Origin of the sequence: Chryseobacterium sp. ERMR1:04 (assembly GCF_001297705.1) — a bacterium.
Taxonomy (GTDB): domain Bacteria; phylum Bacteroidota; class Bacteroidia; order Flavobacteriales; family Weeksellaceae; genus Chryseobacterium.
In genome coordinates this window covers 499,690-514,217 of the sequence record NZ_LIRF01000008.1, presented here as the reverse complement: position 1 = coordinate 514,217, position 14,528 = coordinate 499,690, and the positions used below count along the sequence as shown (strand labels likewise).

Genomic DNA, 14,528 nt, shown 5'->3' with positions numbered 1-14,528 from the left:
TTCCCTTATGCTGTCATAAAGACGTTTTTTCTCTCTTCTTCTGTAGTTTCAGGAGTTATTTTGCTTTCTACTTCAGTCCTTTTTCTATCATATAAATCTATACGTTCTCTGTTTTCGTCCATATACCTTGAATGCCCTTCTTGGTATGCTTGGTAACTAGATTTATGATATTTTTTCTGAAGTTTCTCTAATTCGGAATTAAGCTTCTCTAAAGCTTTTCTTCTATGTATTGCTCTGTCTGCAACTAGAGAAGCTCTTGCTTCAGCTTCTAGTCTTTGAATAGTTTTTGCAGCTAGACCCGGCTTAGACTCATCTTCAGATGATTTTGAGGAATCTGAAAAAGATGTTTCTGAATTATCATCTGAAAATAGTGATGTTGGTAATATTATCTGACTATTCATCGCTTTTTCTAGCGGTTTTTCGCCATTTATCCTGATTAGTTCTTGGTCCGTAAGATCTTGTATATTTGCAAAACCGAGCTGGATCGCCATAAGAATATGACTGATTGCTTCTTTAATATAAAAATCACCCTGAGTAACAATCTGATAAATAAAGTTATTCCAAAGAAGGCTGAATGTTTTAATTCCTTCAGAATTAAGTTCTTTATTGGGATAAATAAGAGTTTTGTAATAAACCGTAACATAATCCCAGTCATTACTATCTAAGGCTTCTTTTTTAGAAAGCTTTCTCCCGATAGTAAGAAGGTCTCTAAATACGCCTTCTTCAATTTTCTTTTCGGTTTCAAATCCAACATTACTAAATCTGCTGGCTATCCTTTTCATTTCTCCGAATTTAGATGTTTTAGCAGATCTTCCGGCAACTGCAGTGTCAAAAAGACCTGTTGCGCCTTTGGGTCTATGGATAAATCCTAAATTTTTATCTTTAGTTTCTGTTAGCTGTGGGTTTCTTAAACTCACGAATCTGAAAAGCGTCTGGGACGCATTGTTTGCTGTGCTCATATTATTTGTTGATTGATAGTTAATAATGCCTTCTCCTATTAAGGATTTTCCGACGGTAAACGCGGACTTTGTTGGTGTATTGTTTGGTGCCATTTTTTATTTTTTAGTATATTCTAAGGTGAGCGTAAATGAATCGATTGTAGAATAATCATTATCAGGAGCTCCTATAATTTCAAATTGAACATGGGTTTTCTCTAAAGTGATAAAAGCCTTTGATCTCCACTGATTCCCTGCAAACGCAGCATCTATGGCATACCATTCTGTAAACATCTGATTGGATACAATAACCTCCATATTTTCAATAAGTTTATCAATCCATATTTCGCCATTTCTGGGAATCTGATTGAAAAATAAAGTCTTTTTATAAATGGGTTTACCATTAATCCAGCTTCCGCCTGTTAATTCTTCTTTGGTGGTATAGGAATGCTGTTTGTCTGCGTATTTCTTTTGAATAAAGCTTTCATTGGTGTAATAATCACCATAATAGGTTGATCCCCGTAAACCTGAGAAAGCTGGATTAGAGGAACCTATTATGACATCGTCATGATTAATACTTAATACAGATGTTACATTATCACCTCCAATCCAATATATGGATGGTGTTAAAGCTCCGTCATCTTGAATATCAAATCCAGCCATCTCATTATTAGAATGTTTGCTATAGAATCCAAAAGAATTTTGACCTGTGGTGTCATTACCTTTGTATTGGATGGAGCCCCTTAACGGTTTGTCATCAGTTGTTCCTGCTAAAGGAATGTGTTCTTGGCTATCAGTGGGTTGAGTATCCCATCCAAGTGAGCCGTCTTGTCTTGCAACAACGTATTTTTTAATTTGACCGGGAATTGTTGGAGTATATCCAAGGTTTGAAATAATCAAACCGCTTGTTTTTATATTCCCATCTACTTCGAAAGTTTCTGTAAGTAATTGAGTTGTACCGATACCTACTTTTCCATTGTTATAATATATATTGCTGCTTACGAAATTAGACCCATTCCAAGAAGTAAGGTAATAAGAGGTTAGGTTAATTTTTTGATAGGTAGTCCATGGGCTATTCTGGGTAAGAAAATAGAATCCAGATCCAAGACTAGGATCAGGTGCGTTTAATTTTGTTTTTAATGTTTCTTTCAGCCCTGAAATATTATCCTGAGGAATATTTTCGTCTTTATGCCAATAAGAGTCCTGCCATTCCCAAAAATCTTCTTGTACTGGGATATCTCCGTTTTCAAAGTTTTTTTTTATTTCTTGTTTTGATTTCATAATTAATTTAAGATTCGCTGATTAAACTTCCTCCAATGACTCTTGTTTTAGGATCAAATGAATCTGGATAGTATTGTGTATTTCTGTCTAGCATGACAGTCTTCATATCGGGATTGTAATTAAATGCATTTGGTCCAATTTTTGAGACGCTTGGTGCTATGTATAAGGAGTTAAGCTGATTGTAGGCAAAGGCATAGTCTTTAATTTCAATGACGTTGGCAGGGATGTTTAATGAGGTGAGCTGATTGGAAGAAAAAGCATGTTCATTAATAGTTGTAACATTTCCTGTAATGATTAGCGATTTTAACTGATTATTACTGAAAGCTTCGTTGCCAATAGTTAGAACACTTTCAGCCAAAGATAAATTTGATACTCCATTGCCAAACGCAAATTGTGCCGGTATGTGCAAAGTACCTTGTTTTATAAATATATTAATAACCCGTAGAGGTGCTAATGTAGCATTTCCATTTTCGTCTATCTCTGCATAAAAATCATTCAAACGAGGGAGGCCGTTTTCTAATCCTGCAATCTTAGCAATATCTATTTTCTCCTCCTTATGCCAATAAGAGTCCTGCCATTGCCAAAAATGTTCTTGTGTTGGTTTATCTCCGTTTTCGAAATACAATTTTAATTCTTCTTTTGTTTTCATTTTAATATAAATTTATCTATATGTGATTGTTGCTGTTTCTGGAATGCCGGCATTGCTTAAGTCTAATCCTCTAGGGGCAGATACACTTTTAAGAGATGGTATAGCAAATGCATTAAGTCCAACGGATTGTACAGTATTAGGAATGTATAATTCTTTTAATTTAGTGTTTGAGGAATTGAATGCATAATCACCTATAACCTCTAGGCCTTCATTTAAAATGATTTCTTCTAATGTGTCAGAAGCGTCATTGGCATTTACTTGGCTAGAAAAAGCTCCATATTTAATAATCTTTAATGTGGTAGGTGTTTTAACACTTTTTATACATTGTGATCCAAAGGCGGATCTACCTACTTCTTCAAGCCCTTCATTTAAAATAATCTCTCTTACTTGGTATAAGAAACCTTGGTAGTTATAAGCACCATCTGCAATTTTTTTTATAGTATCCGGAAATGTAACAGACAGAAAAGATCCTCTAAATTCATTATTAGTAATTAATGGAACTAATTTTTCGAGATTACTAATAGCGCTTTGTGGAATTTTTTCATCTTTATGCCAATAAGATTCCTGCCATTGCCAAAAATGTTCTTGTGTTGGTTTATTTCCGTTTTCGAAATAAAGTTTTAATTCTTCTTTTGTTTTCATAAATAAATTTTGTAATTAATATTGATCTTTAGTTGATTATTTTTAAACACAATTCTGGCTGTTCAACATTTGTGAATGGTGAATTCAAAGGTTATGAGACAGTAAAGTAGTATTGGTTTTTGAGGAATATGCTGAAGAGCACAGAACGTGTTAAGTTTAAAAATTGAGTTTAATAGATATCTTCTTCCAGAATATCATTTTTAAAATCCTGTCGGAAGAAATTTTCAATATCATCGAGATAATTCTCGTAGTTTATTTCTGTATTTTCAATGTCGCTCCATTCAACGGTGTAGAGCTCTTTATCAAAAGTTATATCTGGATTGTGATTTGGTGTTTCCATATCTTTTGTTTGATGATTTAGGTTAAAATTTGGACGTATTTCTTGCTGTCCAGCATTTATAAATGTTGAATTCAAAGGCGTTTAAAAATTTTAATGATTGTTATTTTGTATCTTTGTTATATTCCAAAGGTAGGCGGGTGAAGCGACAAAACTTGACGTGTTTAAATATCTTTTTTATTTTTTTTGAATAGCTAGCGATCTAGATTGGACCATCATTTTCAAAATCCTGTCGGAAGAAATTTTCAATATCGTCGAGATAATTCTCGTAGTCTATTTCTGCATTTTCGATGTCGCTCCATTCAACGGTGTAGAGCTCTTTATCAAAAGTTATATCTGGATTGTGATTTGGTGTTTCCATATCTTTTGTTTGGTGATTTAGGTTAAATTTTGGACGTATTTCTTGCTGTCCAGCATTTATAAATGTTGAATTCAAAGGCGTTTAAAAGTTTTAATGATTGTTATTTTGTGTCTTTGTTATATTCCAAAGGTAGGGGTGAGAAACGACAAAACTTGACGTGTTTAAATATCTTTTTTATTTTTTTTTCAATATAATCTCAATAGCTTATATTGGGTATTTATAAGTAAAATAGCTTATATTTTATTTCTGATCAATTTCTGTACAATTTGATTCAATGTTTCTCTGTTATCATCAATATAACTCAGTCCGGCTTGGATTAAATTTTCAATATTAGATCTTCTTACGTTATCCATTGAAGGAGAAGCATTTTTTAAAGATGGATTTAATCGATAATAGTTTTTCTGATTTCTCTGACCCAACGTTTGGAACATTTGGCAAAGTTGATAGTCTACTGTTTCAGCATTGGCAGACATTAGAATGTCAATAATAGGAGTTACCCAGCCCAATTTTCCTGATTTTTCCATTTTCTTGAAAGAATAAGACCTAGACTCAATCCCTGTTCCGATAGAAATTATAATCATATCATTAACGCTTGGGTGATTAGCTTTTTGATGATTTCTTAACACTTCAGCAAAGGGAATTTTTCTTGCTTCAGCATAGGCGCAAAGGGTAGGGTTATTCGCAAACATTCCGCCGTCAATTAAACTGAATATTTGTCCGTACATCGATTTTATCTGAACCGGACTAAAATACGTTGGTGCCGCTGAAGTTGCTCTGCAAATATCTTTTACGTAAAAATTGTCGGTACTTAAATTTGCTTTCCAGGAATTAAAAAGTTTAGCTCTTCTATTTTCAATATCATAGCTGGTTATTAAACAGGGTTTTATGAGTTCTTTCAGCTCAAGATGTCCAAAAAAGTCATTGAGGTTTTTTTCAAGTTCTTCCTGAGAAATCTTTTCATTCAGTAAACCAAACGGATTGACTAATTTTTCCCAGAAAGAAACCTGGAATATATCGCCCCCTTTTTCAGCATATAATTCCAATCCTTTTTGAATAGAATATTTTGCTTTTCGGTTTTCATCTGGGCATAGAATAATAGAGGCAATCAAAGCACCCGTGCTGCTTCCTGCAACAAAATCAAAATAATCTCCAAGCTTGGCACTTGGTTTATCATGCTGCTGTAGTTGCTCTTCTATATAGCGTAAAATAATGCAGGTGATAATACCTCTTATACCGCCGCCGTCCAAAGAAAGAATGGTTGTTTTTTTCATGTGATATTTTTTAATTTTTTTAAAAGGACACATACAATCTTAGCTGGATAAAATCAATAAGTAACTATTGGTTTTTAGCTTTTAGATTTCTTTGTTTCTGCTGTTTTTTGCTACAATAAAGATAGGCGGAGGAGGCGACAGAACGTGTCGTATTATAATTAATTTCAAATAAAATGAGATTAAAGAATAATATATCCTGCCTTATCTCTCGTCATTTTAGACAAGGTTCTCCAGCTTGTTTTTATAGGTCCTTTTTTGGTTGGAATGCTCTTTTTTTCAAAGTGGGGAAGATCTTTAAACGTTTTCCAGTTTCCGCCCCAATCCCAGCCGTGTTTAGCGAAAATTTTCACACATTCGTACCAATCGGCCACACCATCATTATCCCAGTCTTTTGCGGTATCCCAGCTTGCTGTTTTTCCATCAATCATTAAGCACATATCTACCGCGAGGCCATAATTATGAATACTTTGTCCGGCTTTAGCATTGGTTACTTTTTTTCCTGTCGTAATTCTTCCAATGGCATACAGCTTTTCCTGTTCTTCAAAACTTCTTAGGCCCTGCGTAATTCTTATTTTTGCTCTTCCGGTTAGGGCTTCATCGCATTCTTTAATAATTTGTTTTACTTCATCTCTTACGAAAGGGTGTAGTTTTTCAATTCTTTCTAAAGTCACTTTATCCATAATTGTATATTTTAATGTTTTAGAAAACAAAAGTATACACGGGATGCGACAAAACTTGACGCATGTAGAATTAATATGATCTTATTATTCTTTGAATGGATTAATGGTCTAAAACAATGAAGCTTATTTTTTAGAGATGGATTTTTTATTATTGGAAAATTTAGAAAAAAAAGCAAAAGTAATTGGTAAACACGACAAAACATGACGCATTTAAAATATTTAATTTGTTGAAAATCAAATGGCTATTTATAGCGTTAAAGTTTTAATTAAACATAATATTCTATTTTAAAAGGCATAATTTTGTATAGCAAAAAGTTGATTTATTTATCATGTACGCCTTAGTCGATTGCAATAATTTTTTTGTTTCCTGTGAAAGAACGCTGGATCCTTCGCTCGAAAACAAGCCCGTTGTGGTGCTTTCCAACAACGATGGATGTGTTGTGTCTCGAAGTAAAGAAGCTAAAGATTTGGGAATTCCGATGGCGGCTCCTGCATTTAAGTATAAAGAGCTTTTTAAGAAATATGATGTCAAAAGTTTTTCAGCAAAATTTGAGTTGTATAATTTTAAAAGTCAACAGGTAATAGATATTGCAAAGGCTTATGTTTTGGAGCATGAGGTTTACAGTATTGATGAATTATTCCTTGATCTAACGGGTTTTAAATACATCAATCTCTATGATTATTGTCTGGAAATTCAGCATAAAATTCAGAAAGAAACCCATATTCCGGTAAGTATCGGAATTGCACCCACCAAAACATTGTGTAAGGTTGCCAACAGAATTGTAAAAGATTTTCCGAAAAATTTTGATGGAGTTTATATAATGGATACGCCTGAAAAAATTGAGAAAGCCTTAAAATGGCTTAATATCGGAGATGTTTGGGGCATTGGTCGAAAACTTACCGCAAAAATGAATGACAGTGGAGTATACAAAGCTTGGGATCTGCTGCAAAAACCCGAAATGTGGGTGAGAAAAGTGATGGGAATTCATGGGGTGAGAATGATTAATGAGTTAAAAGGGATCCGGCAGCTTGAACTGGATGCTCCTTCTCCTAAAAAGTCCATTGCTGTTACCCGAAGTTTCATGGAAATGTTGATGAAAAAAGATGACGTGAGAGAGCGGGTAGAAACGTTCGGAATGTATTGCTCAGAAAGGTTGAGAAAACAAAATACATGCTGTAAGATGGTTACGGTTTTTGTTCAGACGAATCGTTTCAGACAGGATTTGCCGGAATATAGAAATGCGATGACCCAAATTCTTCCTAATCCTACCAATTCTTCTATTATTATCGGAAGGGCTGTGAATGAACTTTTCGAAGCTATTTTTAAAGAAGGTTTCCATTATAAAAAAGCGGGAGTTATCGTTAATGATTTTGTTCCTGAGGATCAACGATTGATCAGCCTTTTTGAGGAAGATACTCAAAATCAACATTTACCGGTGATGAAAGCAATGGATGCGATGAATAAAAAATACGGAAAAGACAAAGTTCGTCTAGGAAGTATGAGCGGCGAGAACACTTTTGGACGCGCCCAATTATCCCCCGAATACGAAGCTTTCTTAAAGAATAATACCTTGACGGAAGCTAATTTCCGGTTCCACTAAAGCTTTAGTTTAGAAGTGATTAGTTTATGTTGTCTGAAATAATTGTACGGTTTCATTCACCAAAAATTTCACCTGATCTGGTCTTCCTCTGTCGTTTTTAGGATTATTACTGTAGCTTCCAGTTCTTACAATCACCATATCATGTTCAGGAACCATAATAATGTACTGACCTTGAAGTCCTAAGAAATAATAATGTTGAATAGGATTATCATGATTAATCCAAAGTCCCATTCCGTAAATTTCTTTAGATTTCTGAGTTGGAGTTCTCATTAAATTAATAAAATCTAAATTTAATAATTGAATATCGTCAACCTTTCCATCATTCAAGAATAGCTGCCCCAATTTTGCATAATCTCTCGCATTGGAATGAATACAGCAATAGGTTTTTTCCATCCCGCTGTCGTCAACACTCCATTCTGCATTTTGCTCCATTCCAAGCGGAATCCAGAATTTTTCAGATAAGTAACTGGCTAAAGATTGATTGATGGCTTTTCTTACAGCAAAACCTAACAACTGTGTTGAACCGCTTTGATACTGATATCTTTGCCCGGGTTCTTCTTTGAATTTTCTTGAAAAAACCGCTTTGGCAAGACTTCTTCCGTAGTACGCTTTAGCGTTCGGAAGAAAAGGATTGGCGTAATCTTCATCCCAATCAAGTCCGGCCTCCATTTGAGCCAAATTTTTAAGGGTTACATGATTCCCAAATTCTTTAGTTTTAAATTCATCATAGAAATCGGAGAATAGAGAATCAATATTTTTAATCTTAGCTTCTTCCAATGCTTTGCCCAAAAGCATTACGGTCACAGCTTTTGCCATTGAAAATGAATTGGTTTTTGAAAGCTGATTATATCCATTCCAATATTGTTCATGAAGAATTTTCCCGTTTTTAATGACCACAAAACCTGCTGTATCAGACTGTAAAAGATCAGTAACGATATTTTCGGGAAGTTCTTTTTGGTTGTATTCAGGATCTTCTTCCCAAAGTTTGGGCTCTTCTGTGTGAATTGTATTTCTCGGAAAAAGCTTTCCATCATCAATATTGGCGCTTAATTTCCCTTTAAGGTATGTTTTAGATATTCCACTGAATAAATAATCATATCCAAAAAGATAGGCTAGGGCTACTGTAGCAGCGGCTCCGCCTACGATATATTTTAGTGCTTTCATGTAAGTTGGTCTTCAACAAATTTAAAATAAATTTGATAATATGAAACGGAATGATTTATTTTTGTGATTATTTGATGTAAAATATGATGAAAAAACTAATTTCCTTTTTATTTTTCTATTTTTTCATAATGACCTTCGGACAGGTATATAAACCTATGGATACCGCAGATTATGCAAAGAGAAAAGATTTTCTCAGAAATTTTTCTTCGGATGCTGAAAATCTGGGCAAAAAAAGTAAATCTGATTTTCCGGGAAAAAAGGGATCTGAATTATCAAAAATCTATAAAGAATTCTCCAAAGAGTTTGAAAAAAAGGTAAAGGGAAAAAGCTTTGTTTTCAACGCTGAGTTTGATTCTAAAGTAAAAAGTCTGATCGAAAGATTAAGAAAAAATAACCCTCAAATTCCTCAAAACTTAAAAATTCTTATTGCCAGAGACAACACGCCAAATGCGTATTGCTTTGTAGACGGAACTTTTGTGATCAATATGGGACTTTTCAGCTGGCTAAATAATGATGATCAGCTGGCAGCGGTGATTTCCCATGAGTTGGGGCACAAAATTTCGGAACATACGCTGAAGGTTTTTCTGAATATGATTGATCAGGATCAAACGGATAGGGCGGTGGTTCAGGATATTAAATTATCCAAAGAAAACCGTAATCAAAGGGCTTTTGATGTGCTAAAAAACAGAATTTACAGGAAGGGTGTTGAAAATAGAAAGCAGGAAATGCAGGCCGATTCTTTGGGCTACGTGATTTTTAAAAATAGTGATTTTAAGAAAACTGAATTTGTTAATACATTAAAAAGACTGGAAGATTTCGATACCATTTCGCCAAGAGTATTAAAAGTAGAAACATATAAAAAATATTTTGGTTTTCCCAAGCAGGAGTTTAAAGAAAAGTGGCTGAAAAAAGAAGATTTTTCGCTGTATAATTATAATAATTTTAAAGAAAAGCTGAATAAAGATTCGCTAAAGTCGCATCCGGAAATTGTACTGAGAATTGATCGACTAAAAAAAAGTTTTCCGGAACTGAAAGTTGAAAATGCAGATGGAAAACCTTCGGAATCTTACGCTGTTCTTGAAAAAATAGCGAGAATGGAAACGCTACCCAATTTTTATTATTCAGAAGACTATGGGGTTGGAATTTATTCAAGTCTTCAGTTTTTACAGGACGGAGAAGAAGAGGAATATTATAAAAAATGGCTCGGAAAATGTTTCGCTAAAATTTATGAAGCTCGGAAAAATTATAACTTAAACCGATATCTGGATAGAGTAGACCCTAAAAACCAAAGTGAAAGTTATCAGCAGTTTTTGAATTTTATGTGGAATTTGAATCTGGATGAAATAAAAAATATCGCTGATTATTATCAAAATAAAGAATCCTGACAAACTGCCAGGATTCTTGTTGATCTTAATAATTTAATCTTTCTAAGCGAATTTTATTGAATTTTTCCTTTTCATTGTATTCTCGAAGTAAAATATAGCCTTCTTTCGCAACGTATGGCGTTACACTGTAGTTATCTTTTTCTGAAATAGGAACAACTTCCTGTTTGAATTTCCCATCAATAATTGTATTGATGAAAAGATTCCATTTTTTCTCTTTCGTTACCTGATCTTTCTGATAATCCCGGAAGAAAAATACAACGTCTTTACCGTCATTTAAATATTGAGAAAAAAGATAATCGCTATTTACCCACTTTGATTTTTCTTTTTCAAAAACCTGAACTTCTTTTACTTTGAAATCTTTATCTGTATTTACATAGACTAAATCCGTGGTTTTAGGCGCATTGTATTGTCCCGCAGGTTTAAACTTTTCAGAAAGAATCCCCACGCTTCCGTCGCTCATAAAATATACGTCCTTTGTTTGCAGATAATATCCGTTTTCTACCCCTCCGTCTGCACTCAGTTTCGGAATATGATTGGAAAGATCTGGTTTGTAGTTTAATGTTTTGAGATCTACATTATAATTGTTTTTATCCAGCATCAATCGTGCAAAACCTCTATCGCTTTTCGGAACATAATTTCTACCCAACAAAACAATTTTATCATCAAAAGTTTTGTCATTGTCAATTCTTCCATTACCTGAATTTAGGACATCAATATTATAAATAGTGTCCGGCGAAAGTCCTGTGATTGGCTTATTAGAAAGTTCTTTACCTGTTTTCATATCAATGACCAAAAGGGAAAACGTTTTATCGTCATCATTCACTTTTCTTAAAATTCCGTACAGGCGGTTTTCATCTCTTTCAAGAACGGTAAGATCTGAGAATACTTTTTTATCACCATTTGTATTGTAGCTGTATCTCCAGATTTCTTTTTTGTTTTCATCAAATTTAATCAGACTGTTTTTGTTGATGTATCTTCCATAATCATTATATTCAGTAGCAAGATAACCTCCTTCTTTAATTTCGCCAACGGCAGAAACGTAATTGTAGCCTTTTTCTTTTTTCTCTGCGCGATTCTCTTTTCTTTCTTCCTTGAAGCTTTTAGGTTGGGTGATTTCTTTAAACTGACCATCTTCCTGATAATCGTAATACACTTTTGGTTTTACGGTATTTGTTTTAGGATCAATTACCATGGAGACAGGGGCGGTTACATCTTTTGCAAAAGCCTGTATATAATGGTAATCTGAAGGACGAAGAATAATCTGACCTTTAAAATCTACATATCCTACATAATTAGAAACAAGAGGTCCTGCTTCAAATTCTTTATTGGCAACAGGATTAAGGTTTTTATCTAAAATTACATACTCAAACTTTTGAGTTTTTTTATCTTTATTTCCATAAGAATAGAGAGAAACATAGCCATAGAGATTGTCTTTTGTGTCAAACAAGGCATTCATTCCGATATTTTTTCCTGAAGCTAGAGAGGCTAAATCCTGTGTTTGAGAATATGAAAACGTCTGGATGAGGCCTAACATTAATAACGTTATTTTTTTCATGGTTAAAAATTGAGTTTCAAAAGTAATACTTTAAGTGTAAAGTTGAAGAAAAATAAAAAGCCTTGAAAAAATCAAGGCTGTATTTAAAAAAAGTAGAGATCTACTTGTTGTACTCAGCAAGGAACGTGTGTGAATTTGTAGGAAATGTAGTGCTTGTATAAGTAGTAACCGTTTTTGTGGGAAAATTGTTATTATTATAGGTGTGCACTGATGTAGCACTGGTGTTTCCGTTGGTTGGTCCAGTGTAGGTACTTTTCATTGTTAAAAGGTTGTTACCTGCTACGTCTCCTTCAGCTGATAATAGGAAGTTTATTTTTAAAAATCCTTTAATATTCTTAGTCGGATTATTTTGCCCGTCATACAAGTAGGTGTACTTTCTTGTTTGTGCTTCATAGGTAGATGTTGCAGTAATAAGATTGTTGTTATTGGAAATATAAACATCATACAAGGTAAATTTCACATTCGAATGTACTCCGGTTGTGGGATTGTAGGTAGATGATGTATATTCATTATATTGCACATGGTTATCACTCAGATATTGAAAGTTCTTTGTATAAACTAACGTTCCTGAATGTTTGTTTGTTATTTTTTCAGCACTAACTTTTCCATTGATATAGGTGAATTCTCTCATGTAAACCATAGTATTACCTTCAAAATCTTCAGTTTTTACAATATTGTCTCCACTATAAGTATAAACTGTTTTTTCGTTAGTACCAACATCGTTTGATTCTAATAGTTTTGTTCCGTCATATTTAAAAGTAGTCACATAAGTTTGGTTGTCCTGAGTAATTTCGGTAAGTTTTGTTGGAACGATCGTTATTGGATCAACTGGCGGATCTTGTTCTAACGTATCATCAGAAGAGCTGCAGCTTGCGAAGGCATACAATGCGAAAGACGAAATAATTAATTTCTTCATAGTTATTATTTTTAGTTTTAAAATTCTGCTAAAAATAATACTTTCTGCTATATTTTGGATGGATTTGGTATTAAAAATAAAAAAGCCCTGATTTCTCAAGGCTCTAAGTTTATATTTTAGAAAGTAAATTTCTGAAGTTCGTTTTCTCGTCGATAATTCGTCTCAGTTCAGATACCGGAACTCTTTCCTGCTGCATCGTGTCTCTGTCTCTTATTGTTACGGTGTGATCTGTTAAAGAATCGTGATCAATGGTGATACAATAAGGAGTACCGATCGCGTCTTGTCTTCTGTAACGTTTTCCGATCGCATCTTTTTCTTCGTAGAATAAGTTGAAATCATATTTAAGATCGTTGAAGATATTTTCTGCATATTCTGCTAAACCGTCTTTCTTCATTAATGGAAGAATAGCTGCTTTTACAGGAGCTAACGCTGGAGGAAGAGATAAAACTGTTCTTTCTGAGCCATCTTCCAATACTTCGTCTTTTAAGCAAGTTGCAAAAATAGAAAGGAATAATCTGTCTAATCCTACAGAAGTTTCTACTACGTAAGGAACATAGTTTTCGTTTCTTTCAGGATCGAAGAATTGAAGTTTTCTTCCTGAATGCTTCTCATGAGCTTTTAAGTCGAAATCTGTTCTTGAGTGAACCCCTTCCAATTCTTTAAATCCAAATGGGAAATTAAATTCAATATCAGCCGCAGCATTCGCATAATGCGCTAATTTCTCATGATCGTGGAATCTATAATTATCATTTCCTAATCCTAACGCTAAGTGCCAGTTGAGACGTTTTGTTTTCCATTGTTCGTAGAATTCAAGTTCAGTTCCTGGCGCTACAAAAAATTGCATTTCCATTTGTTCGAATTCACGCATTCTGAAAATAAACTGTCTTGCAACGATTTCATTTCTGAAAGCTTTTCCGATTTGTGCGATACCGAAAGGAAGTCTGTGACGTGAAGTTTTTTGTACGTTTAAGAAATTAACAAAGATACCTTGAGCCGTTTCAGGTCTTAGGTAAAGATCCATTGCAGAATCTGCAGAAGCTCCTAATTTAGTTCCGAACATCAGGTTAAATTGTCTTACTTCCGTCCAGTTTTTAGAACCGGTGTCAGGATCAGCAATTTCTAATTCTTCAATTAAAGATTTTACATCAGCAAGATCTTCATTTTCCAATGATTTTGCTAACCTTGAAAGAATAGCTTCTCTTTTTGCTCTGTATTCTAAAATTTTAGGATTCGTCGCTTCAAATTGAGCTTTATCGAAAGATTCACCGAATCTTTTTGCTGCTTTTTCAATTTCTTTGTTCTCTTTATCTTCAATTTTCAAACAGTAATCTTCTACCAAAACATCTGCTCTGAAACGTTTTTTAGAATCTTTATTATCAATCAATGGATCGTTGAAAGCGTCTACGTGGCCCGATGCCTTCCAAGTTGTTGGGTGCATAAGGATTGCAGAATCAATACCCACAATATTTTCGTTAAGCTGTACCATCGCTTTCCACCAATATTGTTTGATATTATTTTTTAGTTCGGCCCCATTCTGTCCATAATCATAAACAGCGGATAAACCGTCATAGATCTCACTTGAAGGGAAAATAAAACCATATTCTTTAGCGTGAGAAATCACTTTCTTGAAAACATCTTCTTGCTTTGCCATAATTTTTTTACGTCTGAAGCACAAAAATATGAATTTGGATTTCAAAATCATGAAATTCAATAAAAAAAGCAGTAAATAAAAATACAAATATTTACATTTT

Annotated in this window: 14 protein-coding genes; 2 read left to right on the top strand and 12 right to left on the bottom strand. The window is 33.9% G+C overall.

Annotation, left to right across the window (positions count from 1 at the left end; translation table 11 throughout):
- Positions 1-5: 5 nt before the first annotated feature.
- From AMQ68_RS19545 to AMQ68_RS19510, 8 genes are all read right to left on the bottom strand, one after another.
- Complete coding sequence (locus AMQ68_RS19545) at positions 6-1,052, bottom strand: hypothetical protein (protein ID WP_054512277.1); 1,047 nt, start codon at positions 1,050-1,052, stop codon at positions 6-8.
- 3 nt (positions 1,053-1,055) lie between these two features.
- Positions 1,056-2,216: a hypothetical protein gene (locus AMQ68_RS19540; RefSeq protein ID WP_054512276.1), complete on the bottom strand. Its 1,161-nt coding sequence runs from the start codon at positions 2,214-2,216 to the stop codon at positions 1,056-1,058.
- A 7-nt stretch (positions 2,217-2,223) separates the two neighbouring features.
- Positions 2,224-2,865: a leucine-rich repeat domain-containing protein gene (locus AMQ68_RS19535; RefSeq protein WP_054512275.1), complete on the bottom strand. Its 642-nt coding sequence runs from the start codon at positions 2,863-2,865 to the stop codon at positions 2,224-2,226.
- A 12-nt stretch (positions 2,866-2,877) separates the two neighbouring features.
- Entirely contained in the window at positions 2,878-3,507 is a 630-nt protein-coding gene (locus AMQ68_RS19530; protein WP_054512274.1) for a leucine-rich repeat domain-containing protein, read from the bottom strand.
- 169 nt (positions 3,508-3,676) lie between these two features.
- A complete protein-coding gene (locus AMQ68_RS25380) occupies positions 3,677-3,847 on the bottom strand; it encodes a hypothetical protein (RefSeq protein WP_160318000.1) in 171 nt (56 codons plus the stop codon).
- 199 nt (positions 3,848-4,046) lie between these two features.
- Positions 4,047-4,205, bottom strand: coding sequence for a hypothetical protein (locus AMQ68_RS25375; protein ID WP_160317999.1), 159 nt, complete (start codon positions 4,203-4,205; stop codon positions 4,047-4,049).
- Between the two features lie 233 nt (positions 4,206-4,438).
- Positions 4,439-5,476, bottom strand: a complete 1,038-nt coding sequence (locus tag AMQ68_RS19515) for a patatin-like phospholipase family protein (protein WP_054512870.1) — start codon at positions 5,474-5,476, stop codon at positions 4,439-4,441.
- Positions 5,477-5,655: 179 nt separating this feature from the next.
- Positions 5,656-6,156, bottom strand: a complete 501-nt coding sequence (locus AMQ68_RS19510; RefSeq protein WP_054512271.1) for a M15 family metallopeptidase — start codon at positions 6,154-6,156, stop codon at positions 5,656-5,658.
- Positions 6,157-6,485: 329 nt separating this feature from the next.
- On the opposite strand from AMQ68_RS19510, the gene AMQ68_RS19505 reads away from it, so the two are divergent.
- Entirely contained in the window at positions 6,486-7,757 is a 1,272-nt protein-coding gene (locus AMQ68_RS19505; RefSeq protein WP_054512270.1) for a Y-family DNA polymerase, read from the top strand.
- Between the two features lie 24 nt (positions 7,758-7,781).
- On the opposite strand, the gene AMQ68_RS19500 is transcribed toward AMQ68_RS19505, so the two are convergent.
- Positions 7,782-8,921: a serine hydrolase gene (locus tag AMQ68_RS19500; RefSeq protein ID WP_054512269.1), complete on the bottom strand. Its 1,140-nt coding sequence runs from the start codon at positions 8,919-8,921 to the stop codon at positions 7,782-7,784.
- Between the two features lie 83 nt (positions 8,922-9,004).
- Between AMQ68_RS19500 and AMQ68_RS19495 the strand changes: the two genes are divergently transcribed.
- Positions 9,005-10,306, top strand: a complete 1,302-nt coding sequence (locus tag AMQ68_RS19495) for a M48 family metalloprotease (RefSeq protein ID WP_054512268.1) — start codon at positions 9,005-9,007, stop codon at positions 10,304-10,306.
- A 25-nt stretch (positions 10,307-10,331) separates the two neighbouring features.
- Here AMQ68_RS19495 and AMQ68_RS19490 read toward each other — a convergent pair whose 3' ends face one another.
- The 3 genes from AMQ68_RS19490 to AMQ68_RS19480 form a co-directional block, all read right to left on the bottom strand.
- Positions 10,332-11,861 carry a hypothetical protein gene (locus AMQ68_RS19490; protein ID WP_054512267.1) on the bottom strand — a complete coding sequence of 510 codons (1,530 nt, stop codon included), beginning with the start codon at positions 11,859-11,861 and terminating at the stop codon, positions 10,332-10,334.
- A 100-nt stretch (positions 11,862-11,961) separates the two neighbouring features.
- Complete coding sequence (locus AMQ68_RS19485; RefSeq protein WP_123905741.1) at positions 11,962-12,777, bottom strand: hypothetical protein; 816 nt, start codon at positions 12,775-12,777, stop codon at positions 11,962-11,964.
- A 109-nt stretch (positions 12,778-12,886) separates the two neighbouring features.
- Positions 12,887-14,428, bottom strand: a complete 1,542-nt coding sequence (locus tag AMQ68_RS19480) for a glycine--tRNA ligase (protein WP_054512265.1) — start codon at positions 14,426-14,428, stop codon at positions 12,887-12,889.
- Positions 14,429-14,528 lie beyond the last annotated feature (100 nt).